At 69.3% G+C, this 26,659-nt stretch carries 22 protein-coding genes; 12 read left to right on the top strand and 10 right to left on the bottom strand.

Features of this window, described 5'->3' with window-relative positions:
• Positions 1–8 precede the first annotated feature (8 nt).
• On the top strand, positions 9–1,808 hold the full coding sequence (locus K1T35_RS16985) for a potassium channel protein (protein WP_220261104.1): 1,800 nt from the start codon (positions 9–11) through the stop codon (positions 1,806–1,808).
• An 8-nt stretch (positions 1,809–1,816) separates the two neighbouring features.
• On the opposite strand, the gene K1T35_RS16980 is transcribed toward K1T35_RS16985, so the two are convergent.
• From K1T35_RS16980 to K1T35_RS16965, 4 genes are all read right to left on the bottom strand, one after another.
• The gene (locus K1T35_RS16980; protein ID WP_220261103.1) at positions 1,817–2,827 is read right to left on the bottom strand and encodes a PDR/VanB family oxidoreductase; all 1,011 of its coding nucleotides are present in this window, start codon (positions 2,825–2,827) and stop codon (positions 1,817–1,819) included.
• 11 nt (positions 2,828–2,838) lie between these two features.
• On the bottom strand, positions 2,839–4,095 hold the full coding sequence (locus K1T35_RS16975) for an aromatic ring-hydroxylating dioxygenase subunit alpha (protein WP_220261102.1): 1,257 nt from the start codon (positions 4,093–4,095) through the stop codon (positions 2,839–2,841).
• 61 nt (positions 4,096–4,156) lie between these two features.
• Complete coding sequence (locus K1T35_RS16970) at positions 4,157–5,650, bottom strand: MFS transporter (protein WP_220261101.1); 1,494 nt, start codon at positions 5,648–5,650, stop codon at positions 4,157–4,159.
• Positions 5,651–5,823: 173 nt separating this feature from the next.
• Positions 5,824–6,147 carry a hypothetical protein gene (locus tag K1T35_RS16965; RefSeq protein WP_220261100.1) on the bottom strand — a complete coding sequence of 108 codons (324 nt, stop codon included), beginning with the start codon at positions 6,145–6,147 and terminating at the stop codon, positions 5,824–5,826.
• A gap of 11 nt (positions 6,148–6,158) precedes the next feature.
• On the opposite strand from K1T35_RS16965, the gene K1T35_RS16960 reads away from it, so the two are divergent.
• Positions 6,159–6,653 carry a hypothetical protein gene (locus K1T35_RS16960; RefSeq protein WP_220261099.1) on the top strand — a complete coding sequence of 165 codons (495 nt, stop codon included), beginning with the start codon at positions 6,159–6,161 and terminating at the stop codon, positions 6,651–6,653.
• 532 nt (positions 6,654–7,185) lie between these two features.
• Complete coding sequence (locus K1T35_RS16955) at positions 7,186–7,647, top strand: LysR substrate-binding domain-containing protein (protein WP_220261098.1); 462 nt, start codon at positions 7,186–7,188, stop codon at positions 7,645–7,647.
• A 261-nt stretch (positions 7,648–7,908) separates the two neighbouring features.
• Here K1T35_RS16955 and K1T35_RS16950 read toward each other — a convergent pair whose 3' ends face one another.
• Complete coding sequence (locus tag K1T35_RS16950; protein ID WP_220261097.1) at positions 7,909–11,025, bottom strand: BTAD domain-containing putative transcriptional regulator; 3,117 nt, start codon at positions 11,023–11,025, stop codon at positions 7,909–7,911.
• 124 nt (positions 11,026–11,149) lie between these two features.
• Here K1T35_RS16950 and K1T35_RS16945 point away from each other — a divergent pair, with 124 nt between their 5' ends.
• The 3 genes from K1T35_RS16945 (at position 11,150) to K1T35_RS16935 (ending at position 13,334) form a co-directional block, all read left to right on the top strand.
• Positions 11,150–12,697: an MFS transporter gene (locus K1T35_RS16945; RefSeq protein ID WP_220261096.1), complete on the top strand. Its 1,548-nt coding sequence runs from the start codon at positions 11,150–11,152 to the stop codon at positions 12,695–12,697.
• A 140-nt stretch (positions 12,698–12,837) separates the two neighbouring features.
• The gene (locus K1T35_RS16940; protein WP_220261095.1) at positions 12,838–13,074 is read left to right on the top strand and encodes a helix-turn-helix domain-containing protein; all 237 of its coding nucleotides are present in this window, start codon (positions 12,838–12,840) and stop codon (positions 13,072–13,074) included.
• On the top strand, positions 13,071–13,334 hold the full coding sequence (locus K1T35_RS16935) for a hypothetical protein (RefSeq protein ID WP_220262663.1): 264 nt from the start codon (positions 13,071–13,073) through the stop codon (positions 13,332–13,334). Before K1T35_RS16940 ends, K1T35_RS16935 begins: the two co-directional genes overlap by 4 nt.
• Before the next feature lie 89 nt (positions 13,335–13,423).
• Here K1T35_RS16935 and K1T35_RS16930 read toward each other — a convergent pair whose 3' ends face one another.
• Positions 13,424–13,876 carry a MarR family winged helix-turn-helix transcriptional regulator gene (locus tag K1T35_RS16930; protein WP_255622030.1) on the bottom strand — a complete coding sequence of 151 codons (453 nt, stop codon included), beginning with the start codon at positions 13,874–13,876 and terminating at the stop codon, positions 13,424–13,426.
• Between the two features lie 276 nt (positions 13,877–14,152).
• Between K1T35_RS16930 and K1T35_RS16925 the strand changes: the two genes are divergently transcribed.
• Genes K1T35_RS16925 through K1T35_RS16915 form a run of 3 tightly spaced genes read left to right on the top strand, consistent with a single transcriptional unit; the run spans position 14,153 to position 17,840 of the window.
• On the top strand, positions 14,153–14,623 hold the full coding sequence (locus tag K1T35_RS16925) for a (2Fe-2S)-binding protein (RefSeq protein ID WP_220262661.1): 471 nt from the start codon (positions 14,153–14,155) through the stop codon (positions 14,621–14,623).
• Positions 14,623–15,594 (top strand): xanthine dehydrogenase family protein subunit M, encoded by a 972-nt coding sequence (locus tag K1T35_RS16920; protein ID WP_220261094.1) that lies wholly within the window; start codon positions 14,623–14,625, stop codon positions 15,592–15,594. Before K1T35_RS16925 ends, K1T35_RS16920 begins: the two co-directional genes overlap by 1 nt.
• Before the next feature lie 2 nt (positions 15,595–15,596).
• A complete protein-coding gene (locus K1T35_RS16915) occupies positions 15,597–17,840 on the top strand; it encodes a xanthine dehydrogenase family protein molybdopterin-binding subunit (RefSeq protein ID WP_220261093.1) in 2,244 nt (747 codons plus the stop codon).
• Positions 17,841–18,181: 341 nt separating this feature from the next.
• Here K1T35_RS16915 and K1T35_RS48880 read toward each other — a convergent pair whose 3' ends face one another.
• Positions 18,182–18,721 (bottom strand): winged helix-turn-helix transcriptional regulator, encoded by a 540-nt coding sequence (locus K1T35_RS48880; RefSeq protein WP_370645388.1) that lies wholly within the window; start codon positions 18,719–18,721, stop codon positions 18,182–18,184.
• A gap of 144 nt (positions 18,722–18,865) precedes the next feature.
• Between K1T35_RS48880 and K1T35_RS16905 the strand changes: the two genes are divergently transcribed.
• Positions 18,866–19,753: an MBL fold metallo-hydrolase gene (locus K1T35_RS16905; RefSeq protein ID WP_220261091.1), complete on the top strand. Its 888-nt coding sequence runs from the start codon at positions 18,866–18,868 to the stop codon at positions 19,751–19,753.
• A 26-nt stretch (positions 19,754–19,779) separates the two neighbouring features.
• Here K1T35_RS16905 and K1T35_RS16900 read toward each other — a convergent pair whose 3' ends face one another.
• A complete protein-coding gene (locus tag K1T35_RS16900) occupies positions 19,780–20,268 on the bottom strand; it encodes a zinc-binding dehydrogenase (protein ID WP_255622027.1) in 489 nt (162 codons plus the stop codon).
• Positions 20,269–20,655: 387 nt separating this feature from the next.
• Positions 20,656–21,318: a winged helix-turn-helix transcriptional regulator gene (locus K1T35_RS16895; RefSeq protein WP_255622025.1), complete on the bottom strand. Its 663-nt coding sequence runs from the start codon at positions 21,316–21,318 to the stop codon at positions 20,656–20,658.
• Between the two features lie 167 nt (positions 21,319–21,485).
• On the opposite strand from K1T35_RS16895, the gene K1T35_RS16890 reads away from it, so the two are divergent.
• Positions 21,486–21,884, top strand: coding sequence for a tautomerase family protein (locus K1T35_RS16890; RefSeq protein ID WP_255622601.1), 399 nt, complete (start codon positions 21,486–21,488; stop codon positions 21,882–21,884).
• Positions 21,885–23,247: 1,363 nt separating this feature from the next.
• Here the strand turns inward: K1T35_RS16890 and K1T35_RS16885 are convergent.
• Complete coding sequence (locus tag K1T35_RS16885; protein ID WP_220261088.1) at positions 23,248–23,634, bottom strand: nuclear transport factor 2 family protein; 387 nt, start codon at positions 23,632–23,634, stop codon at positions 23,248–23,250.
• 2,197 nt (positions 23,635–25,831) lie between these two features.
• On the opposite strand from K1T35_RS16885, the gene K1T35_RS16880 reads away from it, so the two are divergent.
• Positions 25,832–26,560, top strand: a complete 729-nt coding sequence (locus K1T35_RS16880; protein ID WP_220261087.1) for a hypothetical protein — start codon at positions 25,832–25,834, stop codon at positions 26,558–26,560.
• Positions 26,561–26,659: the final 99 nt, after the last annotated feature.

The raw sequence follows: 26,659 nt of genomic DNA, 5'->3' as shown, positions 1-26,659 counted from the left end.
GGGCGAGGGTGAGCAATCCGCTCCTCGCATTCTGGTTCCGGCTGTTCGGCCGGGACGACGACCACCGGCTCTCCCCCGGATTGCGCAGGCGCATCCCCGTAGCCTCCGCCAGCCAGGCGTCGGCGACGATCTTCCTGATCCTGCGCAGGATGCGCGCGCCGCTGATCGTCCTCATCACGATCTTCGCGATCAGCGTCCTCGGCCTGACACTCGTCCCCGGCCGGACCGAGGACGGGCAGCTGTGGCGGATGTCGATCTTCGACGCCTTCTACTTCATGAGCTACACGGCCTCGACGATCGGGTTCGGAGAACTCCCGCAGACGTTCAGTGACGCGCAGCGTCTGTGGGTCACGGTCTCGATCTACCTGACGGTGATCGGTTGGGCGTACGCCATCGGGTCGCTTCTCGCACTCGTCCAGGACCGTGCGTTCCGGCAGGCGCTCGCGTTGCAGCACTTCATGCGCATGGTGGCCCGGTTGCGTGAGCCGTTCTTCCTGATAGCCGGGTACGGGCGTACCGGCGAGCTGCTGGGTGAGGCGTTCGACGCGCTCGGCAAACGGTTCGTCGTGCTCGACGACGACGAGGACCGCATCGAGGCCCTCGAGCTCGCTGCCTACCACGCGGACGTGCCCGGCCTAGTTGCCGACGCACGCGATCCCGGCCACCTCGGCGTGGCCGGTCTCGCCAACCCGCACTGCGAGGCGGTGCTCGCGCTCACCGACGACGACGAGGTCAACCTGGCGGTGGCGATGGCGGCCGCCCTGCTGCGACCCGACCTGCCGGTGATCGCCCGCACAATGTCACCGGCGATCGGCGAGCGCATGGCCGCCTTCGGCACGCCGACCGTGGTGAACCCGTTCGACCGGTTCGGCGACCACCTGCGCATCGCGCTCCGCGCGCCGGCCTCCTACCAGCTGATCACTTGGATGGAGAGCGGACCCGGGACCGAGCTCCCGGCCAGGGGCAGTCCTCCCGAACGGGGTCGATGGGTGGTGTGCGGATACGGCCGGCTCGGGCGGGAACTGATCCCGGACCTGCGCGCCGAGGGCATCGACGTCACCGTCGTCGACCCGGTCGCCGACACTGCGGCGCACGAGGGCGGGATCGTCCGCGGACACGGGTACGAGCCCGCGGTGCTGCAACAGGCGAACGTGGCGGGCGCCGTCGGGTTCGTCGCGGGCACGGACAACGACACCACCAACCTCTCCCTCGTCACCGCCGCCCGTCGGGTCAATCCCGGGCTGTTCGTGGCAGCCCGGCAGAACAGCCCGTCCAGCGCTCCGCTGTTCGCGGCGATGAACGTGGACTCCCTGCTCGTACCGACAGAGGTGTTGGCCCACGAGGTGTTCACACAGCTCAGCACCCCGCTGCTCTGGCGCTTCCTCCAGGAGGTGCCCGCGCGCGGCGACCGCTGGGCGGCTCGCCTCGTCGACTGCATCACGCAGCGGTGCGGTCGTCGCCTCGATGCGCTGTGGAAGGTCCGGCTGAGCCGGGCCGACGCTCCGGCCCTGATCCCGTGGATCGACACCGGTGAGGCGCGTCTCGGTGTTCTCCTGCGTGACCCGGACGACCGCGACGTCCAGCTACCCGTGGTCGTGCTGATGGTCATGCGCGATGGCGAGTGCGTGCTGACGCCCGACGACGACTTCGTGTTGGCACCCGACGACGAGCTGCTGCTCTGCGGTCGTCTCGCGGCTCGTCGCGCCGTGGACACCACGATGGTGGTCAAGGCCGCCCGGGAGTACGTCGTCTCCGGCCGGCACGTCCCGGTCAGCTGGATCTGGCGGCGATTCTCGGGCGTGGCGTGACGCCGGTGTCACGGGATGTCGATGGTCACGGCCGCCTGCCGGCCGTCGGCGTCCGCCAGTCCGGCGGTGCGCGGGCTGACGAGACGCGACACGCAGCACTGCAGGCGGTCCCCCGCCGCGTGCTGCGCGTCGCTGAGGAAGACGTCGCGGTGGTCGATGGCGCCGGCGATCTCGAGGACCTTCACCTGGCAGAGGCCGCACTCGCCGCGGCGGCAGTCGTACATCATCTCCGCGCCGCACGCTTCGAGCGCCTCGAGCATCGACACGTCGTGGCTCACGATCGTCTCCAGCCCGAGCCGCGGGATCCGCACCGTGAACGACTCCGGCGCGAATCGCCCGCTGCTGCCGAAGGTCTCGAACCGCAGCCCGGCGGGCCGCCTGCCCGCCCTCGCCCAAGCCGCCTTGATGGCGTCGAGCATTGGGGGCGGACCGCACACGTACAGCTCCCCACCCGCGGGGACGCTCGCCACCAGCTCCTCGACGTCGAGGGATCCGCCCTCGTCGTCGATGCGCAGCTCCATCCGGTCGCCGTGCTCGGCCACCAGATCGTCGACGAACGCCATCAGGTCTCGCGAGCGGGCGCCGTAGACGAACCGGTAGTCCGCACCGCGCGATCTGAGCGCCCTGCCCATGGCCACGAGCGCGGTGATCCCGATCCCGCCCGCGGCGAGCACGTAGCCAGGGCGCCCGTAGGTCAGCGGGAAGTTCTGCAGCGGCTGGGTGACCGAGACCTCCCGGCCGCGCCGCAGGGAGTGCATGAAGGCCGAGCCTCCCCGGCTCTGCCGCGCCAGCTGCACGCCGAGGATCAGCTCCGTGCCGTAGCCGCCCATCCCGACCACGGAGTAGGAGCGCACGTCGGCCCGCCCGTTGACGTAGACGCCGATGTCGATGTGGCTGCCCGGCGGGGCGGGCGCCTCCAGGTGCTCCGGTTCGAGCACGACCTGCTTGACCTCGCGGGCGACATCACAGACGTCGAGGACCCGCGCCCGCCGCCACCGCTTGTGGCTCGTGGCTCCCATCGCGAGCTCCGCTACATCCCGCGGCTCATGAGGCCCGCCGCTGGCTGTTCGCGGTGCCGGGCGACGCCGCCCGCGATCTCCGCGCCCTGGCCGGTCTCGCCACCCGCCGGCCGCGGTTCGTTGGCCGCGTTGGTGACGGCGCCCATCGACACCGCGGCGTTCCCCGCGTCGTCGGAGCCCTTCTCGACGTCCGTCCCCGACTCGGCCGCGATCATCCGCTGCACGATGCGCCGGGTCCACATGCTGCCGGCGTCGATGTTGAGGTTGTAGAAGTCGTAGCCGGGGTTGGCCTCGATGCCGCGCTGCTGGGCCTCCAGCATCTGCTCGTCCTCGAAGAACACGTTGGACACGCCCTCGCGCAGCCGGGTGGTGATCACCTGCTTGTCCAGGCACCAGTCCCGCGCGAACGCCCACAGGTAGAAGCAGGTGCGGTCGGTCTCGGGCGTCATCGTGTTGATCACCGTGCCGGTGACGCCCTGGCTGCGGTCCCCCTCGGGAGCGCCGGCGCCGGCCTTCGCCACGCCGACGTCGATCGCGATTGTCGAGGGCACGGTGTAGTGGATGATCTGCCACCGGTCGACGGGGCCCTCGTAGTCGGGGAAGCGGTCCTGCAGGTTCCGCTTCCAGAACGGCGGCGGGTCGATGCCGTGCATCCACTTGGTGACCGTCACCGTCCGGTCGCCGTGGGTGACGTCGATGTCGGACTCCGACAGCGACTCGTGCCCGATGCTCGATCCGTGCACGAACTGCTCGTGCGTGAGGTCCATCAGGTTGTCGACGATCAGCTGGTAGCTGCACTTGACGTGGATCGTCTTGCCGTCGCCCGCCCACTCGGGGTGCTCGTTCCAGTACAGGTCCGGCACGAGGGCGGGGTCGGCCAGCGCCGGGTCGCCGGGCCACACCCAGACGTAGCGGTGGCGCTCCACGACCGGGTAGGAGTGCACGGTGGCGCTGGGGTTGATCGTGTCCTGGGCGGGCATGAAGGTCGCACGGCCGTCCGCGTCGAAGCAGATGCCGTGGTAGCCGCACTGGATCTCGTCATCGCCGCGCAGGCGGCCCATCGAGAGCGGCGCCAGCCGGTGCCAGCACGCGTCGGCGAGTGCGACGGGCCGCCCGCCGGTCGTCCGGTAGAACACGATCGGCCGGTTCGCGACCGTCCTGGCCATCAAGTTGCGGCCCACCTCGTGATCCCATGCGGCCGCGTACCAGGCGTTCAGGGGGAAGTCCCGGAAGGTGGCGTGGCCGGTCTGCTCGTCGGGTCGGGACATGTCGTCGGTCTCCTCAATGGGCCCGTTCTCTCGTGGCGTGCGGGTCAGGTCCCTCGGGCCGCTAGGCCGGAATCGGGTCCTCGTGGTGTGCGGGCGCCTCCTTGACCGGTAGGTAGAGGAAGAAGGAAACGATCATGATCCCGGCCGCCACGTAGACCCCGGGCGCCCAGCTGCCGGTGGCGTCACGCAGGATCCCGCTCACCACGGGGCTCAGCACGGCCCCGATCTCGGAGATCAGGTTCAGCATCCCGAAGGCCGAGCCGCGCTCGCTCGCCGGCACCATGTCCCCGGTCATGCCCTGCACGATCGGCTGCAGCGCGTTGAAGAAGACGCCCGACGTGAACAGCAGCAGCCCCAGCAGCGCCAGCGACGGCGGCTCGCCGCCGGAGATGCTCCATCCGAAGATCAGGACGAGCACCGAGTAGACCGCGGTGCAGATCAGGGCGAGCGGCTTGCGGCCCCGGCCGGTGCGGACGGCCCAGTCGGCCAGCCATCCACCGGCCGGGAAGCCGAGGATCCCGGCGCCTGCGTTGAACGCCGCGGTCAATGCGGCCGCCACCAGGCTGCTCTCCGCCGCCTCGCGGACAATCTGCACGGACCAGAAGCTGAAGAACCACAGGTTCCACAGGATCGCGATGTAGGCGATGTAGACCAACCAGATGTTCCGGTTGAGCAACGCCGGACCGCGGCCGGACCGCTGCACCCCGCGCACGATGACCAGGATGTAGATCAGCGCGATGAGCGTGGCGCCGGACGCGGTGAGCCACTCCGGCCACCGGAGGGTCTCGGCCAGCAGGAACAGTCCGACGATCACGACGAACGTCGGCGCCGAGAACAGCAGCAACCGCAGGAACGGCGGAGCGAGCCGCATCGCCCCGCCGAGCTTCGCCCGGAAGAACGCGAACGCGATCACGATGACGACGAACGTGAACGCGGCGAAGACGAAGAACGGCATCCTCCAGGCGCCACCACCCATCCCGAGCGAGGTCCCCCAGTTGATCAGTATCGGGGTGAAGATGATGCCCACCGTGAGGCCGACGGAGAGGCCGGCGATCACCACGCCCAGCCCGAGCGTCCGCTTCGAGACCGGGGTGTGGTTGATGATCAGAGTGCGGTCGTTGGAGTAGAAGACGCCCTCACCGAGGCCGGTCAGCACGCGGGCGGCGACGAACGCCACGAGCCCCGCGACCAGGCCCGACACGATCGTCATCACGCAGGCCGCCAGCAGCGACACGATGATCATCTCTCGATGACCGAAGCGGTCACCCAGCCGCCCACCCGGGTACTGCGTCAGCATGTAGCCCAGGAAGAACATCGATCCGACGAGCCCGCCCAGCGTCGCCGGGTTGGCGGCATCCCCGATGAAGCCCGCCTTGTTCTGGATCATCCACGCGATGACCGGACCCGTCAGCGTCCGGTCGGCGTAGCTGACGACCCACCCGAGCAGCAGGACCGACCACAGGGCCTTGTAGGGGACGAGCGGGTGACCTTCGCGGCCTGCCTCGAGCAGCTCCTCGTTCTGAGCGGCGTCGCCCTCGAAGCTCCCGGTCGTCATCGCTCCTCCTCGCGGAGTCCCGCCGCCGTCGCCGGACCGACCATGGGGACGTGGATCTGCGCACTGCGCGTCGCCTTCTCCCGGCCAGCGGATAGCCAGGCTGCTACCTGGGGTAACGCGGAACGGGTGCGACGGTGCGAAATTCCGCCGAAGGGCGGAGAGGGACTCCGTGATTACGTAGAACGCTTGGAGCAGAGCTTGCCTTCGGCCCGGCGGCGGGGGAGGCCGGCGCGCACCTCGTCCATCGCCGCGGTGCTCCGGCGACGCAGCGCTAGCACCTCCCGCTGCCGCAGGGTGAGCAGGTGCAGCAGCGCCCCGAGCTGCTCGCTGAGCTCGACCTGCAGCAGGTGGTGCTCCGGCCCGTCGTACACGAGCGGGGTGCCGGGATGTAGGCCACGGCTCGGCTTGGTTACGACGGTCTCCTGCCGGCCCAGCCGAGCCGGTCCGCCGGAACGAGCAGCGCGCGCCTGGTCGGAGCGCCACTGTAGCGGTGGCATACGGGTCGCGGGTGGATCGCTTCGCCTACCCCAACCGGCCAGCTGTGCGGCGGGTCGTGAGGACCATGTCCTTCTCCTTTCAAGTCTGCCGCAGCCTGGTTGCGCTGCTGGCTCCGGCTCTGCTCATGGCCGGTGCTACGGGCTGTGGCATCGTGTCATGTGGCGCGCCGCCGCCTGAGCGGATACCCGAGCACCTCGCTGGATCCGGCATCGTGCTGACAGCCGATGCAGAGCTGGTCGGAGTGGGGTACGGCTGCTGGCAGGACAAGTCGATCTACTTCACCATCGCCGTACCACCAGAGTCGGTCGATGACTTGCTCCGGGCCTCGCGCTTCGAGGCACCGATGAATCCGTTGGCGTACCCGGCGCACATCGGCGACGGCCGCACCATCGGCACCGTCGAGCCTGGTCCTGGGGTCTTCGAGGCCCACGACGAGGATCCTTCCCGATACGTCGTGGTCGACTACTCCGATCCCGTTCGGTCCATGGTCTACATCAATGACTGAAAGCCGGCCGGCCTACGTACTGCTTCCGGTGCCGGTCTGCAACCGAGCGGTGTCGAGGGTGCCCGGCGGCGAGCTCGCACCCCTTCGTGCTGGCGGCGCTGGAGGCGAACTGCCATCCCCTGTCGTCCACATTCTTGATGATCAGGACGCGCGCACAGACGGTCGACCATCGCCATCGACCGTCGAGAGGGTCGTGGCGTGCGGCTCCGGAACACCGGCATCGATCGCGCTCCGCAGCCACTCGATGAAGAGGACGACGGGGTCTGCCGGCGCACCGTCGGGGTCGAAGGGCGGGAACGGACCGGCCAGGGACGGCAGGGCGCGCAGCTGCGACCGCAAAACCCTCGAGCACGATGACGTAGTCGGCGGTGTGAGCGGGTCGTCGAGGATCCGCGACGAGATCGTCGAGCGATACGTCGAGCACGGGTGCCGCCATGATCCCTCACCTCGCTGAACTGGACTTACGATGAGCGTGACACCCGTTACAGCGGCTGGGAATCGAGAGCTCGTGATGGGCGGACAAGGAGGGCTTATGATCCCGAGCTTCTCCTTGCGCCAGCTGAGCTACCTCGTGGCGATCGCCGACCACCCACTCGCCGGCCGCCCGTCACTCTCCATCGCCGACCTCGCCGACTACGACCTCATCGCCCACGGCGTGCCGCCGAGCCCGGAGAACGCCCGCAAGATGATCGAGGAAGCCGGACTCTCGATCCGCATCGCCCACATGTCCACCAACATCGAGGTCGTACGGTCGCTCGTCGCCCGCGGCACCGGATACACCACGCTCGTCCAGCACTGGCCCATCGACGTCAGCCTCGAAGGGCTGCCACTGATCTGCAAACCCGTCACACCGCCCGCGCCCGAGTACCGCGTCGTCGTCGCATGGTCCGATACCGCCCGTCTCAGCCGCCGCGCCGAGGAGTTCATCCAGTTCTCCGAGCGGATGGCGGTCTGGACGCCCGGCCGGAACGCCGGCATTGCTACTCAGCCCTGACCGATCGATGTGCTGCCAAGTGATGGCATGGGCATCGATACCGGCCGTCAACAAGGGTCGACCAGCGCGGGCGCGCCATTCGAATGAATTGCGGGCGCCGTCCAGACCTTCACGGTTAATGGGGATCGAGCCCGCTGCCTGCCCCTCGTGGTGCCGCTCGCGCGGTCGTTCCGGTCGGGTCGTCGATCTCGCCCATCCGCTGCACGACCCCGGTTCCCTCGTGCCCACTCCCGTCAGCCGGCCCACGAACAAGTCATCGCCCTACCTGTGGGCCACGAGGAGGTCCACTTCGGACTCGCCGTGCACTCGGCCGTGGTCGAACGCCGAAGCGAACGCGTCCTCACCCACCGCCGCACGGCACGTCGCGGTGATCCGGTCGACGTCCCCCCGTTCACCGGCCGGCAACGGCGCGCCGACCCGTGCCCGCAGCGCGGCGGCGGCCCCGAGCAGCCGCGCCGCCCGCTCGTGGGCGCCGCAGATCGCTTCCACGCCGGCGAGCCCTTCCAGCGCCAGCGCCACCGCACGCGGGTCGGCCGCCTTGCGCGCCGCCGCCAGCCCTTCCAGGTGCAGGGCGCAGGCGGCCTCGGCGTCACCGCGCTGTTCGGCGATGAAGCCCAGCTCGGCGAGGATGAGGGCGATCGCCATGTCCGACTCCAGCCGCCGGTCGTAGACCAGCCACCTGCGCAGCCACGCCTCGGCCGCATCGAACCGCCCCTGCCGCCGCGCGCTCAGCGCCAAGCCCAGATCGGCGAACTCCTCGCCGATCGTGTAGCCCTGCGCGACGGCGTGCACGCGGGCGCGTTCGTGCAGCTCGTCGGCCTGCTCGTGGTCGCCGGTCAGCACCGCGATCCGGCCGAGCGCGGACAGCTTGTCCGACACCTCGGTGCTCAGGCCCAGCTCTTCGGCGATCCGCAGGCCGCCGCGGTGCAGCTCGGCCGCGCGGTCGTAGTCGCCGATGACCTCCGCGTGCGTGCCGAGGCCGAACGTCGCGTGGAGCTGCCCCCACCGGTCACCCGCCTCGGTGAACAGGGCCATGCTGCGCTCGCCGTGCCGGGCCATCGCGTCCAGGTCGCTGCGCGCCAACGCGTACCGTGCGAGCGTGCCGTGGGCGGCCGCTGTGCCCCACCGGTCGCCCTGGTCCTCGAACACCGCCAGCGCCCCGGCGACGAGGTCGTGGCCGACGCTCAGCTCGCCCATGCCCAGGCCGGTGAAACCGAGGAACCACTCGGCCCGCGCCCGCCGGGCCGCGGCCTCCGCGCCGGTCGGCCTTGTCTCGGGCGGCGGCACCAGCCCGGACCCGACGCCCATGAGCAGGTTGAACGCGCTGTGCCACACCCGGACCGTGCCCGCAATGCCGTCGGGACGGTCGGCTGCCAGCGCCGCGGTCAGCGCCCGCCGCCCCTCGCCGAGCCGACCGCGTAGCACCCAGTACCAGGCCAACGACTCGACCAGCGGCAACGCCTCGCCGTCGCGGGCCGCGTGGTCGATCGCGACACGCAGGTTGGCGGCCTCGGCGTCAAGCCGGCGCAGCCACTGCCGCTGCCGGGGTCCGCGCAGGTGCGGGTCGGCGGTCGCGGCGAGCCGCGCGTAGTGGTCCCGGTGCCGTCGCTCGACCTCAGCGACCTCGCCCGCCTCACGCAGCTTCGCCGAGGCGTACTCGGCGACCGACTCCAGGAGCCGGTATCGGGGCGGGTCGGCGATGGGGGCGGCCACCAGCGAGCGGTCGACCAGGCGTGCCAGCAGGTCCGGCACGTCGAGGCCGCCGCCGCCGGACACGGCCTCCGCCGCGCTCAACGTCCACCCGTCCACGTGCACGGACAGCCGGCGCAGCACGGTCCGCTCAGCCTCGGTCAGCAGCTCCCAGCTCCAGTCGAGCATCGCCCGCAGGGTCCGCTGGCGGGCGGGCGTGTCACTGGGCCCGGCGGTCAGCACGCGGAACCGGTCGTCCAGCCGCGCCAGTACCTCGTGCACGCCCCACGCGCGGACCCTGGTGGCGGCGAGTTCCAGTGCCAGCGGGATGCCGTCCAGCCTGCGACAGATCGCGGCGACGGCGTCGGCGTTGTCCGCGTCGAGGGTGAAACCGGGCGCGCCCGCCGCCGCTCGGGCCGTGAACAGCTCGACGGCGCTGGGCTCGGCCAACGGCGGCACGGTCCACAGCAGCTCACCGGTCACGGCCAACCGGCGTTGGCTGGTGGCCAGCACCCGCAGCCCCGGGGCGGCGCGCAGCAGCCCCGCGGCCAGCTCCGCCGCGGCCGGTGCGACGTGCTCGCAGTTGTCGAGCAGGAGCAACATCCGCTTGGCGCGCAACGCCTCGGCGAGCGTGCCCGCCAGGTCGGTCACGACGCAGTCGCGGATGCCCACGCTCGCCGCGACCAGCGCGGCCACCTCGTCCGGCGACGCGCCCGCTGGCAGCGCGGCCAGCTCGACCAGCCAGGTGCCGTCCGGGAACTCGGTGACCAGCTCCCGGGCCATGGCCAGTGCCAGGCGGGTCTTGCCGACGCCACCCGGGCCGGTGAGGGTGACCAGCCGGTCCGCCGCGAGCAGCGACCGCACCTCGCCGAGGTCGGCTTCCCGGCCGACCAGGTCGCCGAGCAGGTGCGGGAGGTTCGTCGGCGGCTCCACCGCGCCGCCGAGCGACGGGTCCTGCTCCAGGATCGCGCGGTGCAGCGCGGCCAGCCGCGGGCCCGGCTCGACGCCGAGCTCCGCGCTCAGCCTGGCCCGCACGTCGCGGTAGCCCGCCAGTGCCTCGCCCTGCCGCCCGGCCTGGTACAGGGCGCGCAGGTGGGCGGCTCGGAGGCGTTCGCGCAGCGGGTGGCGGGCCACCAGGTCGCCGAGCTCGTCGGCCAGCACCCCGGGCTCGCCGAACTCCAGGCGTGCCTCGGCCCGCTGCTCCCACGCGGTGAGGCGCATCTCGACCAGCCGGGCCGTGACCTCCCGGGCGAATGCCTCGTCGACGAAGTCGGCCAGCACCGAACCCCGCCACAACGCCAACGCGTCGTCCAGCACCGCGACCCGCGCCCGCGGGTCACCGATCATGGCGGCTTCGGCGAGTAGCGCTTCGAACCGCCCGGCGTCCACCGCGTCCGGTGCGACGTCGAGCAGGTAGCCGGGCGGGCGGGAGACGACGAGCCGCCGAGCGCCGGGCTCGGCGTCGTCCAGCGCGGCGCGGAGCTGGGACACCCTGGTCTGCAGCGCGGCCGCGGGGTTCGCGGGCAGCCGGTCGCCCCACAGGCGGTCGATCAACCGGTCGGCGGGCACCACACGGCCCGCCTCGACCGCCAACTGGGCGAGCAACGACCTGACCTTCAACTCGGGAACCCGGACCGGGCGGCCGTCGGAGGTCCATGCCGCGAGCGGGCCGAGCACCCCGAAGCGCACGGTCGAACGGTACCCGAAGGCGACCCGAAGTCGGTCTGGACGATCCCTGAAGCGGCACCGGCCACCGTGGTTCCCAACGGGCGGACCAACCGCCCGCGCGGTTCGAGCGAGGGAAAGAATTACCATGTCTGTCGAAGTCGGTGACCGGGCCGGAACCAAGGAATGGCTCGGACTCATCGTGCTGTTGCTGCCGACCGCGCTGCTGTTCGTGGCCCAGACCGTGCTGTTCCTGGCGACGCCGCACATCGCCGCCGACCTGCGGCCCAGCAGTGACCAGCTGCTGTGGATCAACGACGTGTACGGGTTCGCGATGGCCGGGCTCCTGGTGGCCATGGGCACCATCGGCGACCGGGTCGGCCGCCGGCGGGTGCTGCTGCTCGGCGCGGTCGTGTTCGGCGTGGGTTCGGTGATCGCCGCGTTCGCGCCGAACATCGAGGTGCTGATCGCGGCGCGCGCGTTGATGGGTGTCGGGGCGGCGGCCGTGATGCCGTCGACGTTGTCGCTGGTCCCCAATATGTTCAAGGACCCGCGGCAGCGGGCGACGGCGGTCGGGATGTGGGCCGCTTCGGTGTCGGTCGGCGTCGCGCTCGGCCCGCTGCTCGGCGGGCTGCTGCTGGAGGCGTTCTGGTGGGGCGCCGCGCTCCTGATCGGCGTGCCGGTGATGGCGCTGGTCGTGATCCTGGCACCGCTGCTGGTGGCGGAGTACAAGGCGCCGGACGCTGCCGGGCAGCGGATGCCGGACGTGCTGAGCGTGCTGCTGTCCATGGCCGCGCTGCTGCCGTTCGTCTACGGGGTCAAGGACTACGCCAAGTCGGGGCTGACCGTGACGGCCGTGGTGGCGACGCTGGTCGGCATCGCATTCGGGGTTCTGTTCGTCCGCCGGCAGCTCAGCCTGGATACCCCGCTGCTCGACATGCGGCTGTTCCGGAGCCGCTCGTTCAGCGGCGCGTTGGGCGTGTGGCTGCTGTCCGCCATCGCGCTCGGCGGCATCTACCTGTTGTTCACCCAGTACCTCCAGCAGGTGGCCGGGCTGTCGCCGCTGGCGGCGGGACTGTGGATCCTGCCCGCCGCGGTGATGCTGGTGGTGGTGTCGACGCTGTCGCCGATCGTGGCGCGAAAGGTTCGGCCGGCGTACGTGGTGGCCGTCGGCGCGCTGTTCTCGATGGCCGGGTACATCGTGCTGACCCAGGTCGAAAGCGTCGCCGGGCTGCCGATGCTCATCACCGGGTTCTACCTGCTCTACCCGGGCATCGCGCCGACGATGGCGTTGACAACCAACCTGGTGATGTCGGCTACGCCGCAGGAGAAGCAGGGCGCCGCGTCGGCGGTCAGCTCCACCTCCATCGACCTGGGCGTCTCGCTCGGCATCGCGGTGATGGGCAGCATCGGCACGGCCGTCTACCACGCCACGGTGCCGTCCGGCCTGTCCGCCCAGGCCGCGGACTCGCTGTCGGGCGCGCTGAACGAGGCTTCCGCGCTGCCCGGCGACGCGGCGCAGTCGTTGGCGGCAACAGCGCGGGAGGCGTTCACCAGCGGGCTCAACGTGGCCGGTGTGGTGGCGGCGGTGCTGGTCGCGGGCGCGGCGCTGCTCGCGATCACCCTGCTGCGGCACGTGCCGCCAGCCAAGGTGCCCGCGGACGAGCCCGATGGCGCGGCCACCGTGAGCGCCTGATCCACCAAGTGCCGGGGGCGCGGGCCTTCCCGTCCCCGGCACAACGCTTTCAGGTGCGCAGAACGGCAAGTCGAGGGAGGCCATACCGCTCGCACTGAAGCTGAACCGGGTCGAGACGATCTATGGTGTCGGTGGTTGCAGTGGCCCACCGGCTCTTCACCGAGCAGGGATTCGACAAGACGACCGTCGACCAGATCGCCGCCCAGGCCGGCCTGTCAGGCGCCAGCCTCTTCCGACACTTCGGCACCAAGGAAGACATCGTCCTGGGCCGCTTGGAGGAATCGGGCCGCCGGATCGCCGAGGCGCTCATTGCCCGACCGGAACACGAGCGACATGGGAGGCGCTGCGCCGGGCGTTCGACGTTCTCGTCCGAATGAACGAGGAAGCCCCCGAGCAGGCACTCGCCTATCTGCGCATGCTCCAGGAGACTCCGTCGCTGCGGGCCCGGCACTACGAGAAGCACCTGAGCTGGCAGAACCTCCTCGTCCCGGAGATCGCCCGACGGGCGGGAGCTTCCCCCGACCAGCCCGAAGACCCCGGCCCCCACGCGCTGGTCGCCGCCGCGCTCGCGTGCCTGGACGCGGCAGCCACCGGATGGGTCGCCTGCGAGGGCGCCGTCCCGTCCCCATGTCCGTGATGCTCGACCGCGCAATGGGCGCTCTGACCAAGTAACCGCAGACGTCAGGTGATCTGCAGGTGCCGGCGGTCAAACGCTTGATGCTCGCGCTAGTCGTCCCCGACCGTGTCGGCGATCCGATGGAGTAGGGCGGTCATCCGCGAGGCGTCATCGGGACCCAACTCCTGGGTGATCCGCTGCTCGATCGCCGCGATCTCGGGGACGGCAGAGCGCAGCGCGTCGCGGCCGGCGTCGGTGAGATGGAGCTCCTGCACGTGGCGGTGGCGCGGATGTGGTCGGCGCTCCAGCTGACCCCGGTCCTCCAGCCTGGCCACCAGTGACGCCACCGCCTGGGGTGTGACGTTCAGGCGGCGGGCCAGCTCCGCCCCGGTGAGGCCTGGCTCATTGTGGATCATGATCAGCAGGGAGAAGTGGGCCGACGCCATGCCCAGCCCTCGCAGCCGCTGCTCCTTGACTGCCTGTACGGCCAACTCCGCCCGCCGGAGCGCCCAGCCCACCGTTTGGCACGTCACCCCCACCAAGTCCTCACCAGCCCGCCCCATGCCTGCAGGGTACGGGACTTCACGAGCATCAAACTTTTGATTCGATCCAATCCTCGAACTCTCCCCAGCTGATTGAGACCTGGAGTCGCGATGATGGCAAGGGAACCCTCACCAGGGTCGGTGGCCGACCGAGACCAAGCCCCAGGCGTGTCCCGCAGGGACTTCCTGAGCCGCACCGCCGTAGTAGCCGGTGTCGCGGTCGGCGCGCCGGCGACGATGACCGCCGCAGCGGCCTGTACCACGGTCGTGGACACCGACCCGACGGGTGAGCACCTGATCGACGTCACGTTGAACGTGAACGACCGCACCGAGCAGTTGCGGATCGACCCGCGGGTGACCCTCCTCGACGCGCTGCGCGACCGGATACAGCTGACCGGCACGAAGAAGGGATGCGACCGCGGCCAGTGCGGCGCGTGCACCGTCCACGTGGACGGCCGGCGGGTGCTGTCCTGCCTGACGCTGGCCGCCTCGGTCGCCGAGCGGCCGGTGACCACGATCGAGGGCCTGGCCCCGGCGGGGAGCGGCGACCGGCTGCACCCGATGCAGCAGGCGTTCATCGACCACGACGCGTTCCAGTGCGGGTTCTGCACGCCCGGGCAGATCATGTCGGCGGTGGCGGTGGTGCGAGAGGGCCACACCGGCTCCGACGCGGAGATCCGCGAGTCCATGTGCGGCAACATCTGCCGCTGCGGCGCGTACGACAACATCGTCGAGGCGATCAAGACCGCCCCGGGGGTGGGTGGCTGATGCGACCCTACGACTTCGCCGTCCCGCACACCGTCGACGAGGCGCTCGGCCGGGCCGGCGACGCCTCGGCCTACCTGGCGGGCGGCACCACCCTCGTGGACCTGATGAAGCTCGACGTGATGACACCCCAGCACGTGGTGGACATCAACCAGCTGCCCCTGCGCGGTGTTCAGGAGGACCAGCAGGGGCTGCGCATCGGGGCGCTGGAGCGGATGAGCGACATCGCCGCCCATCCATCGGTGACCGCCGCCTACCCGGTGATCGCCGAGGCGCTGCTGGCCAGCGCCTCCGGGCAGCTGCGCAACATGGCCAGCATCGGCGGCAACCTGCTGCAGCGCAGCCGGTGCGGCTACTTCCGCGACACCACGACCCCGTGCAACAAGCGAGAACCCGGCACCGGCTGTCCCGCCCGCGACGGCGAGAACCGCATGCACGCCATCCTCGGCACCAGCGACGCCTGCGTGTCCACCCACCCCAGCGACCTGGCGGTGGCGCTCGTGGCGCTGGACGCCTCGGTCGAGCTGCGGGACCGCGCGAACACCCGCACCGTGCCGCTGGCCGACTTCTTTCTGCTGCCGGGCGACACCCCGCACCTCGAACACGACCTGCGCCCCAGCGAACTGATCACCGGGGTGCTGGTGCCCCGGCTCGCCTGGGCCCGTCGATCGACCTATCTCAAGATCCGGGACCGGGTGTCGTACGAGTTCGCGCTGGCCTCGGTGGCCGTCGCGGCGGATCTGGTGGGGCCGACCATCCGGGACGTGCGGCTCGCGGTGGGCGGCGTGAGCACCAGGCCGTGGCGACTACCCGCGGTCGAGGACGCGCTGCGCAACCAGCCGCTGCGCCAGGACGTGGTCGAGGCGGCCGCCGCACGCGCCGTGGCGGACGCCCGCCCGTTGGCGCACAACGAATTCAAGGTCACCTTGCTGCAGCGGACCATCGTCCGCGCCGTGATGGGTCTGGGAGGGTGAGCATGGCCGTGCGCGAACTCGCGGGCGAAGCAAAAGCACAGCAGTCCCCGCTCGGGACACCGGTCAACCGGGTCGACGGGCGCCTCAAGGTCACCGGCGGTGCCCCCTACGCCTCCGACAACCACGTGGACCGGCTGTCCCATGGCTACCTCGTGCTGAGCACGGTGGCCCGAGGCACCGTCCGGTCGATGGACACCGAGGCGGCCGAGCGCTCTCCCGGGGTACTGGCCGTCTACACGCCGTTCCGCTCGCTGGGGCTGAACGAGACCGAGAGCCTCCCGATCGGCCCGAACTGGGTGCCGCTGCGGGACACTGCGGTGCACCACCACGGGCAGGTCATCGGGCTGGTCGTCGCCGAGACGTTCGAGCAGGCGCGCGACGCCGCCGCGCTGGTGCGGGCGACCTACGACGCGCAACCGCCGGTGGCCTCGTTCGAGGACAACATTCCGCAGGCCACGGTCGCCGAAGAGCAGTTCTTCGGACCAACGATCGTGGACCGGCTGGCCCCCGGAGTCGCCTCGGTCGACGCTGCGCTCGCCGCCGCCGACGTCACCGTGTCCGCCGCCTACAGCCAGCCGATCAAACTCCACAACCCGATGGAGCCGCACTCCACCGTGGCGGTGTGGCAAGGCGGCTCTGTGACCGTCTACAGCGGCACCCAGCGAGCGACCGGGCACGCCCAGGCCATCGCGCAGGCCGTGGGAGTGGATCCGGCGAGCGTGCACGTGATCAGTCCGTACGTCGGCGGCGCCTTCGGCAACAAGGCGCAGACCTGGGGGCACGCCGTCCTCACGGTGGCCGCGGCGCGCGACCTCGGCCGGCCCGTGCGCACCGTGCTCACCCGGGAGCAGATGTTCACCGCCACCGGACACCGGTCGACGGTGGCCCAGACCGTGGAGCTCGGCGCCACCCGCGGCGGCGTGCTCACCGCGGTGAAGCACGAGGCACACTCCAGCGCGTCCGCCTTGGGTGGGACACCACCGCATGCGCCCAACAGCACGACGCTGGCGCTCTACCGCTGCGACAACATCCATGCCGGACAGCGGGTCGTGACACCCGACACGCCGCCGTGCATCATCATGCGCGCTCCGAGCGAGGAGCCCGGTGCGTTCGCGATCGAGAGCGCCATGGACGAGCTGGCCGTCCAGCTCCGGATGGACCCGCTCGAGCTGCGGATGAAGAACTACGCCACCGTCCACCCCGGCAGCGGCCAACCGTTCTCCAGCAAACACCTCGACGAGTGCTACCGGGTCGGGGCCGAGAAGTTCGGCTGGTCCCGGCGCAACCCGGTCCCAGGCGCGGTCACCGACGGCGACTGGCAGGTCGGCATGGGCATGGCCACCGCGTTCTACCCCGCGTCGCGGTTGCCGGGCCAGGTACGCATACGCCTGCAGGCCGACGGCACCGCCACCATCTCCACGGCCACCGCGGACCTGGGCACGGGCATGTGGACCGTCCTGACCCAGCTCGGCGCTGACGCACTGGGCATCCCCATGGATCGGATCACCCCGGAGATCGGTGACTCCGCGTTGCCGAGCAACTTCGGCGCTGTCAGCTCCGCCTCCACCGCCAGCGTCGCATCGGCACTGCGGCTCGCGGCCGGCTCTGCCCAGCGTGCGCTGATCCAGATGGCGGTGGAGAACCCGAGCTCGCCGTTCCGCGGCATGAACCCGCAGGATGTGCGGTACGCCGACGGCGCCCTCGCCGCCGCCGGCCGCACGGTCGGCTTCGGTGACCTGCTGCAGGCGACCGGCACCCCGGCCGTCGAAGCCACCGAGGGCATCGGCTTCGGAGCCGACCAGCAGGGGTTGGAGTTCTACTCCTTCGGCGCGCACTTCTGCGAGGCGCGCGTCAACCGCTGGACCGGGGAGCCGCGACTGTCGCGGTTCACCACCGTGGTGGACGCCGGTCAGATCATCAACCCCAAGACAGCGACCAGTCAGATCGTCGGCGGGGTCATCTTCGGCATCGGCCACGCCTTGCTGGAGAGCGTCCGCATCGAGTCGGCAACCGGCCGGTTCGCCGGCGCCAACCTCGCCGAGTACCTGCTGCCGGTCAACGCCGACGTGCCCCCCATCGACGTGCACTTCGTGCAGTACCCGGACACCGCCTTCAACCCGGCGGGCGTCCGCGGCATCGGCGAGCTCGGCACCGTGGGGTCGGCGGCGGCGATCGCCAACGCCGTCTTCAACGCCACCGGTCGCCGGGTCCGCGACCTGCCCATCACCCTGGACAAGCTGCTCTGACGCCACGGCGGGCTGGTGGTCTTCGGGACACGTGGGAACCCCCGCTCCCCAGACGGCTCGGCGCCGCCTCACCATTTTCCGGCGAGGCGGCGCCGCAGCCTGACCGGGAACAGCAATGTTGATCACCGCGGCGGCGTGCGCCGCCGCCGGCTTCACGCCCGCGATCGCGCACCGGGTGGACGACTGGCACGGCCTGTCCCGGCTGGTCGCCGGGGGGACGGCGTGGCGCTGATGCCGCGCCTGGCGCAGCACGACCTACCCGCCGCGCTGACCGTCCGGCCCGTGCGCGACCAGAGCCCGCGTCGGCACCTGTTCGCCGCCGTCCGGGAGGGGGCCAGGAGTCACCGCTGCTCGGCGTGGTCCTGGAGCTGCTCCGCACCGCCAGGGCGGGCCAGTCGACCTGACGGTGCCGGCGGCCGTGCGGGTGCGTTCCGCGGAACGCCGCGGGGCAGGTCGTGGTGGAGGCGGGCCGACTCGATCGCGTTGATGTGCCGCTCGGCCCAGTCCCGCACGGCCGCCAGCGGCGCTTCCAGGGTGCGTCCGAGCTCGGTCAGGCTGTAGTCGACGCGGGGCGGGACCCCGGGGTGGACCTGGCGGTCGACCAGGCCGTCACGCTCCAGGCTGCGCAGGGTCTGGGTGAGCATCTTCTCGCTGATGCCGTCGACGTCGGCCCGCAGCTCGCTGAACCGGCGCGGGCCGGCGAACAGTGCACCGACCAGCAGCGCCGTCCACTTGTCGGCGATCCGGTCCAGGGCGGCCCGCGACGGGCACGGTGCGGAGTAGACGTCGGCGGGATGCCCGTCGGGCAACCACGAGAGGGGGACGCGCGCCCGCCCCGGGCTACCCGGGCGGGGACGGCGCTGCGCGGGATGCCGAGCCACGGCCCCCACACTAACCAGCGGTGAGCACGGCGGGCAGCCGCGAGTCCGACGCACTTGCAAGTGCGTACTCCCCATCGGAGAGTAGCCGCCCGATAGTGAGTACGACGGCGGGACCGGCCCGCCGCGCCGACTCCAGGAGCAGTCATGGTCCTCCCCGCCGAGCGAGCCCAGGTCCACGTAGGCGACACGACCCTCACCTACCTGCCCGACGGGCACGGCCGGCTCGATCCCGCGGTCCTGTTCCCGGCCAGCCAGCCGGAGGGCTGGGCCACGCACGCCGCCTACCTCGACCAGGACGGCCGGTTCCCGGTCAGCATCGGGTCCTTCCTCGTCCGCACCCCGGAGCGGGCGATCCTCGTCGACCTGGGTCTGGGTGCGGTGGACTTCGCCGTTCCCGACGTAGCCACCTTCCACGGCGGCCGCCTGCTGGCGGGCCTGGCGGCGGAGGGCCTGCGGCCCGACGACATCGACACCGTGTTCTTCACCCACCTGCACCACGACCACGTCGGATGGACCAGCAACGTCGCCCCCGCGCCGAACGCCGCGCCCGGGCAGGTCGTCGACGGCCTCACGTTCCCGCGGGCGCGGCACCTGGTCAGCGCCGCGGAGTGGCAGCACTGGAAGGGCACCGAGGAGCTCCTCGGACCCGATCTCGCCGCCGTCCAGACCCCGCTGACCGCCGCGATCGCGTTCGTCGACGACGGCGCGGAGATCGCCCCCGGCGTGCGGGTACTCGCCACCCCGGGGCACACACCCGGCCACTGCAGCCTGGAGATCACCGACCCCACCGGGCGCGACGAGCGGACGGTGATCGTGCTGGGCGACGTGATGCACTGCCAGGTCCAGGTCACCGAGAGCAGCTGGTCGTTCCTGTTCGACCACGACGCCCAGCAGGCCACGCAGACGCGCGAACGGCTGCTCGCGCAGCTCGAGGACCCGGCGACGATCCTCGCCGGCGGGCACTTCGCGGGCCACGTGTTCGGCCGCGTCCTGCCGCCCGTGGCCCGGCGGGTGTGGGCCAGCGGGCGCTGAGCAGTGCCTCCCCGACGGCGTCGTCGCTACGCCGGCGAGCCGTCGATGCGCAGGAGGACGCGGCCGGGGTGAGTGCCGTACTCGACGGCCCGGTGGGCAGCGACGACCTCGTCGAGCAGGAAGGTGCCACCGACGGCGTGGGTCAGGCGGCCGCTCGCGAGCAGGCCGCTGACCTCCTCGACCGCGGACGCCAGCGCCGCCGCCGGCATGGTGAACACCAGCACCGTGCGGATGGTGATGCCGCGCCGCATCAGCGAGTAGAAGGGCAGCCGGGGCGCCGGGTCTGCGTCCGAGCCGTACGTCGCGACGGTCGCGTTCGGCGCCACGACGGCGTCGACCAGCGGCAGGTTGGCGCCGAACGCGACGTCGACGTTGCGAGCGACCCCGGACGGACCGGCCAGATCCCGCACCGCCGCCGCGGCGTCCGGCGCGAAGCGGTCCACGACGTGGCGCGCACCGGCCGAGCGCGATCGCCTGCTTCTCCGGGGTGCTGGCGGTCGCGATCGCCGTGGCACCGGCCAGCGCGGCGAACTGCAGCGCGTAGCGGCCGACGGCACCCGCGCCCCCGGTCACGAGGACCGTCGTGCCCTCGACCGGGCCGTCGGCGTGCACGCAGCGGTGCGCCGTGAGTGCCGGCACCCCGAGGCAGACGCCGTCCGCCTCGGGGTGCCGCGGCCGGCAGCGGCACCGCGTGCGCCGCCGGGACGCACACCAGCTCGGCCGAGGTCCCGAACGGCCGGCCGTGTATATCCGGTCACTGACCGGATGATCATGCGCGATGATCAAGAGTCGCTGGCGTGGCCGGATTCACGCCTGCCGAGTTGCCGGCTCCTGGGTCGTCTCTACCCCACGTTGCTCGGGCACTGCATCATCGCACCGAAACAGCATGTCGAGGACTGGGGTCAGCTAATTGGTTCCGGCACCGGGAAGAGCTGGAGCGCGCGTTCCACGGCAGCCCGGTCTCCCTCCAGGCTCACGGCGCCTGCATTCTCGGCGTCGGCGAGGGTGACCCGGCCGGTCAGCAGCGCGGAGAAGGTATCGGGGTCACTACGCAGCAATGCGTCGCCGGAGTCCGGCTCGCCCCGTATCGCCTGCAGCTCGCCGTCAGCGATGGTGATCCGAAACCAGTCCTCGTTCAGGCACAGCGCGATGCCCGCGTGGAACCCGCGCGCCGCCGGGGCGTCAAAAAGCGCACGCAGCGAGAGCACCACCGAGTCGGCCCCGATCGGGGCGTCGGGGTGCATGCCCGGCGAGCGGCTACTCCATTTCGCCAGCGCGAGCGCCACCGGCTCCAGCTCGCTGCCCCACTCGGTGAGCTCGTACACCCACGACGCCGCGGGCGCGGCCAGCCTGCGACGCCGTACGATCCCCGACTCGCCGAGTTCCCGCAGCCGCTGACTGATCATGTCGGGGCTGGCGGCGGGCAGACCCCTCCGCAGGTCGGTGAAGCGCTTGGGCCCGAGCAGCAGCTCACGGACCACCAGCAACGCCCAGCGCTCGCCGATCAGATCGAGCCCATGGGCCATCGGGCACCCGTCGCTGTCGTACTTCCGCCTGCCGACCACAGACCCGACTCTACCAGCAGAGATCGGACAGTTCGTCTTCATAGTTGCTTTTTCCAACTTCATAGTCGTACTGTTCGACTAGCAGTTGGGGCATGAACCGACCGCTCCGGTGCCGAGCCGGTGATCCGAGCAGTGACTCGAAGGAACGAGGAGTCCAGGTGCCGATTATGTTGATCGACGCTCCGGTCGGAGCGGACGCAGGGACCAAGCAGAAGCTGATGCGGCAGGTCAGCGATGCGATCGAGGAGGCCTACCAGTTCCAGGACGTCCGCGTGTGGCTGCGGGAGTACCCGGCCGAGAACATCGCCCAGGACGGGCGGGTCGGAGCCGAGCCGCCCCGGCCGATGTGCTTCCTGGAGGCTCCCGAGCTGAACAGCATCGACGCCCGACGCGTGATGGCGGCCAAGATCCATGCGGCAGTGGGCGAGGCCTACTCCGGCCTGGCCAACACCGACGAGACGCTCATCATGATGAACCACTACCCCCTGGAGATGGCCGGATTCGCCGGACGGCTGCAGTCCGACGACCCGGAGATCGTCGAGGCCGTCAGACAGCTCAACGGTTAGCCACCATTTCGTGAGTGTGGTGGGCCGCGATCTGTCGGCTCGCCACACTCGGGCTCTCTTCGAACGGCAGACAATCCCTCCCAGCTCAGTCGCAGTCGTAGGTCGCGCATTCCCGCAGGCGTCGACGGCAACGCCGCCCCAACGCCGGGAAGCCCCCCTGAAGAGCCGTGGCCGCAGTTGCGGGCCATCCATCGCTCGATGTGAGCGAAGATCAGCTGCGGGGGCTGGGCTGCGCCCTGCGAGCTTCCCCGATCCCACCATCGTTCCGCCCGCATCGCTGCGACATGCGAGTTCCAAGCCGCGGGCGTCGGCCTCCTCCGCCAGAATGATCACACTCCCCGTCACCCGATCGGAGATCTGTGCGGATCCTCGCGCTCGCCGCCGCCCCGAACAAGAAGGGCGGCCACATCAGCCGACCGGGTCAGACTGGACGGTTTGTGCTGGTAGAGGCGCCGCGCGGCTGTGCTGCAAAAACGACGCTTGCCGCAGTCGGCGTGTGAGCGCCAGCGACGGCGACTGGCCCGGGTCGCGATTCCTCGGAGTCTCGGCGACCATCGACAGGCTCCGCGCGTCGCGGTGCACCGCTTCGGCCTGGCATATCTGTGTGCCCCGCTTGCCTCGCCCGAGCCATCGGCGACCGCCGCCAGTGATGCGTGCCCATACCGGCCAGGTTGCGTTGCCCGTGCTGGCCAACCATGAACGATCAGGGAGCGCGACTGATCACGTTCATCAGCAACTGGCAACCCGTGCCTCGCCCTGTATACCCGATGGGCGCCTTCAGCATGACCCGATCGTCTTCACGCAAACCCGTCGAGTGGGTGGGCGTCTCACGCAGTCCAGCAGTCCCCTACAGCGTTACCACCGCGACGGGTTCTGACCTGAGAAACACGGGCGTCGGACGGCTCCGGTGCCCTAACCGCCGCCATGTGACGTCGGCCACTCTTGACCCCATTTGGTGCGATCTCGACAAGGAAGCTGACCCCATATGGCGGGTTCAGTCAAAGCCGGGGGCACGCCGCTCCAGATTCGCTCCTGTTTGCCGCTTAACGACCACGGTGGACAGCCGAGCAAGATCAAGTAATGATCAACTGAAGATCGTTAGAAGCGGGCGTTTCCGCTGGTAGATAGACTGATGGGCGGCTCCCCAGTAGCAAGGGAACCGCCCATCGCGCCGTCGGGACGACAGGATTTGAACCTGCGACCCCTTGACCCCCAGGCACTGGCCTTGACCCCAGGTACTGCGTATTCGCGCCGTCTGTGCAGGTCAAGCGTCCATTGACGTCCGGCAGCGTCCACGCTACGTCGCGTTGGTTGTCACTCACCTAGTCACTCATCGTGTCACTTGGCACCGCAGAGACGAGCGCTATCGATCAGCTGGGTCGCCGAGGACTTCGCCCCCATAGGGATTGTCGATGGCATACTTCCAGGTCCCGTCCGGCTGGCGGCGGGCCAGCTCAGCCGACGTGTGATCCATTGCCTCGCCACCGGGGATGTCGAGCCGCCAGTGGCTGTGCGTCAGGGCCAGGTCGTCCTTGACCACCGCTGATGTCGAGACGATGGTTAGGGTTCCCTTCGTGTCCAGGAAGCCCTGGAGCGCTGCCCGCAATCCGGCGGCATCCGAGAGCACTGTGCCCGGCTGCGGTATGAAGGCGGCTCCGTCCTCGTACAGCGAGGCGAGGCCTTCAACATCACCCGAGTTGAAGCACTCCGCGAATTGCTCGATCACCTGGTTTGGTTCGGTCGCGGCCATTCGTCCGCCCTCCCCTTCGTGGTGCGGAAGCGCCCCAGGCTAGCGCTGGTCGGCGCCAGCGAACAGTGGCCGTGTATGCGTCCCGCTCGCTACCTCTTCGGTGTGAACTCGTGGCGATCGAGCTTCGAGGGGCTTCGTGCGAGGTCAGGGGCATGTCGAAGATCGCCTGAGCTGCCCACGACAGCTGGCGTTGCTGTACTTCGCAGCTGTACCCCTACCCCTTGATCCGTAGGCTCGGCTCGGCCGTCTGAGGCCGTCTGCGCTCGTTCTTGTCCAGGATCGATGCTGGTCCTGAGCTGCCTGGCCGATGTGCGAGTCCGGGCTCGTTGCTGTCGGGTCGTGCTGTCAACCCGGCGACCCCCTCGCTCACCGAAGCCTCGGCAGGTTGGTGTGAATCTGACTGTGGCCAGCGGACGCATGTGGGGCGAGGTGGGCCTCGGTATCGCTGATCTGGGGGTCGTGCTACACGACTACTACATCGGCCGCCACCAGTCCGGAAGCGAGCGAGCATGATCGTTGATAACTGAATCAGAAGACCTAAGATAAGCACAGTTGCGTCTTGATCGAACCTTGCCGAAACCATCCGGCCTAGACCTGACCCGGCCAGCATGGTAGCTCCAAAGGCGCTATGTCGGCCGCTTAATCGACGCTGAACCTAGGAGGACGAGGTTGGGAGGGAGGCTCGGCATACCTTCGTACTGCTCTCTAGGTTTCCCGTCTTCTCTTTCATCCCAGGTTGCTAATTGGCGCGATGATTGACTATCAGCCATATATAAGAATACGTCGTACGTCACCTTTGGTTTGGGTATTTGGATTCGATCAAAGGGCCAATTCCTTAGGCTCCAAGCGCCGTCGCTTAGCTTTCTTGCGCGTGCCACTGGATAGTATCGTCCATCATCCTCCGGACGGAGTACAATCCATAGATCTCTATCTGCGGGAACATTATTGGATACTCCTCTGATTTGCACTTCATCAAAGTAGATGGTCCTCTGCGCTCTACCATTGAGGCTTGTGTCTGGTTCTATCGACTCGATAGACTGGACATCACACGCTGTGTATATCGTGCCGCTTGGTGCTGGCACATCTGGAGCGGGGGGAGCCAACGACTCTGCCTCGTTCGGCTTTCCATCCGTCGTCGACTGACCAGGTACCGGTTCTTCGGTCGGATCCTCAGAGGCTGGCCCTTCAGCACAGTCTCACATACTTTCATGATTTCAATCTGTGCCGAAGGAACAGATTGTGCTGTTTGATAGTCCTTTCCCGGTCCGTACAGTAGAGCCAGAAGGGCGATGACCAAGCTACCCGCCGAGATCTTGTCGGATCTTGTCCACACCATGAGAACCACTCCTCCAGGCGCTGAAGGGCATGATTCGCCCGCCGAAGAGCATCCCGAAGCACTCTCTGCACGCCAGGTTGGAGAGGCGTCAAGTTCGTGCGGTGATACGCGATCAGGACGAGGGTGGTCTGCCGGTGTCCACAACGAGCCATCGGAACCAAAATCGAGCTCTTGGTGTCTCCGAGGGTCCGGGACAGTCGATGACCTGGGCTGCCCTTGAGCCTGGGTTCGCTGGCGGTCGGCCAGATGTTGGGGTCGTTGCTGTCAGGGCGCGCTGTCAGCAGTGCTGGGTATGCGCTCGCCGGCGAGGTTTCAACGCGTGTGCTGGCACGAGCACAGACACGTGCTCGGCAACTTGGGCGCCGTATGAGTCAGTGATCTTGAAGTTCACGCGGCCGAACCACCGGCCGTCCGTGGAGCGAGCCCAGCGCTTCAGTAGGCCGGGGACGCGTCCGGTGGCGACAAGGAGGCCGCCAGGCGGGGGATCGTCAGCCTCAGCAGTGCCGTCGTCGGGCGGTCCCCAGAACGCCTCAAGGTCGATCCAGACCGGGCGGTCCAGTGGCGGTAGTGGCTGTGCATGTGATGCGGACCACGGTTTGTACATGGCTCCCCCTTCCAGATGGTGCGACTGGGCGGGGAAGCGGCCTTCGGAGAAGGTACGGCAGGGCGAGTGCACCAGGCGACGGCCGCATGCGGTAACACGGCAGTGACTCTTCGCGAGCTTGATGAGCATGAGCGGGTGGGAACGGCCGGATGATCCGGGTTGCGACCAAGAGCGACATCGGGGGACGCCCCACTTGGCTGAGGCACTGCTTAGCCCTGTCAAGGGTGCGCTCGTCACAAGGAAGCAAGGAGGGTGCAATGATGAACTCCGAAACAAAGTCTGAAGTTTACGAGGAGTGGGCCCTCGCCATCTTCCTTGTTGCTTGCTTTCTCCTCTCCTTCTTTAAAGACGTGTTTCCATTGCTCGAAAAGGGACTTGAGGCCGCCCTCTTCGCTGCCGTGTTTTTCATTCTAAAGCAGGTGCGCGATCTTCGCGTCGAGGTACGTGGAGGGCGGAATCGCGAAAGCTTCTTTGAGAGCGCTCAAGACTTTTACACTACCGCTGCCGAGTCAGTGCGTCGAGGTAAGCGTGAGATCCGTGCAACCTATTTCAGAGATGCTCCCCCCGGTGAGGCAGTTGGCGATGCATGTGAAAGATACTTTGAAGACATTGTCGAATTTGCTCGCACTAGGAGAAGAACCGTTCGAAGGATCATTTCCGTTAACAACAAGGAGATGGTCGAGTGGTGTCGCGCGCAAGCGGACCTCGACAATAGTATTCCGAGCTACTATGTGCGCGTATTAGATACAGGTGCTGGCGCCGTAGAGCCTATGAGTATGGTCATCATCGACGATGAAACGATATATCTTGCGTTCTCGGGCCATACGCATGAACAGTTAGGAGGCGTTCGACCGCGAGGCGAGAAGCTTGCTCAGTTCTTGCGGCAGCGATTCGATAGCCACTGGGCGGTTAGTATCCCAGCGCGGGAGTTTTTGGCGTCCGAACGTTGCGTCGCATTGCTACAAGAGTCCGCCTCTGCACATTAAGGCTTCGCCATTGCACTCTTTTCTTGTGTGATGTGCGCATCTGTTGATCACCGTGCTGCGCGCCGAACGCCCGTTTCTTGAACGGCTGCGTGGCTCTCC

It is taken from the genome of Pseudonocardia sp. DSM 110487, from assembly GCF_019468565.1.
Taxonomy (GTDB): Bacteria; Actinomycetota; Actinomycetes; order Mycobacteriales; family Pseudonocardiaceae; genus Pseudonocardia.
The sequence above is the reverse complement of the archived record's forward strand: the minus strand, read 5'-3'. Positions and strand labels throughout refer to the sequence as shown.

Excerpts from the sequence above, each read along its gene's own strand:
- K1T35_RS16980 (WP_220261103.1), bottom strand. The coding sequence starts at position 2,827 with ATGGGAGCCACGAGCCACAAGCGGTGGCGGCGGGCGCGGGTCCTCGAC.
- K1T35_RS16975 (WP_220261102.1), bottom strand. The coding sequence starts at position 4,095 with ATGTCCCGACCCGACGAGCAGACCGGCCACGCCACCTTCCGGGACTTC.
- K1T35_RS16970 (WP_220261101.1), bottom strand. The coding sequence starts at position 5,650 with ATGACGACCGGGAGCTTCGAGGGCGACGCCGCTCAGAACGAGGAGCTG.
- K1T35_RS16965 (WP_220261100.1), bottom strand. The coding sequence starts at position 6,147 with ATGCCACCGCTACAGTGGCGCTCCGACCAGGCGCGCGCTGCTCGTTCC.
- K1T35_RS16955 (WP_220261098.1), top strand. The coding sequence starts at position 7,186 with ATGATCCCGAGCTTCTCCTTGCGCCAGCTGAGCTACCTCGTGGCGATC.
- K1T35_RS16945 (WP_220261096.1), top strand. The coding sequence starts at position 11,150 with ATGTCTGTCGAAGTCGGTGACCGGGCCGGAACCAAGGAATGGCTCGGA.
- K1T35_RS16935 (WP_220262663.1), top strand. The coding sequence starts at position 13,071 with ATGAACGAGGAAGCCCCCGAGCAGGCACTCGCCTATCTGCGCATGCTC.
- K1T35_RS16930 (WP_255622030.1), bottom strand. The coding sequence starts at position 13,876 with ATGGGGCGGGCTGGTGAGGACTTGGTGGGGGTGACGTGCCAAACGGTG.
- K1T35_RS16920 (WP_220261094.1), top strand. The coding sequence starts at position 14,623 with ATGCGACCCTACGACTTCGCCGTCCCGCACACCGTCGACGAGGCGCTC.
- K1T35_RS16915 (WP_220261093.1), top strand. The coding sequence starts at position 15,597 with ATGGCCGTGCGCGAACTCGCGGGCGAAGCAAAAGCACAGCAGTCCCCG.
- K1T35_RS16905 (WP_220261091.1), top strand. The coding sequence starts at position 18,866 with ATGGTCCTCCCCGCCGAGCGAGCCCAGGTCCACGTAGGCGACACGACC.
- K1T35_RS16890 (WP_255622601.1), top strand. The coding sequence starts at position 21,486 with ATGTTGATCGACGCTCCGGTCGGAGCGGACGCAGGGACCAAGCAGAAG.
- K1T35_RS16885 (WP_220261088.1), bottom strand. The coding sequence starts at position 23,634 with ATGGCCGCGACCGAACCAAACCAGGTGATCGAGCAATTCGCGGAGTGC.
- K1T35_RS16880 (WP_220261087.1), top strand. The coding sequence starts at position 25,832 with ATGATGAACTCCGAAACAAAGTCTGAAGTTTACGAGGAGTGGGCCCTC.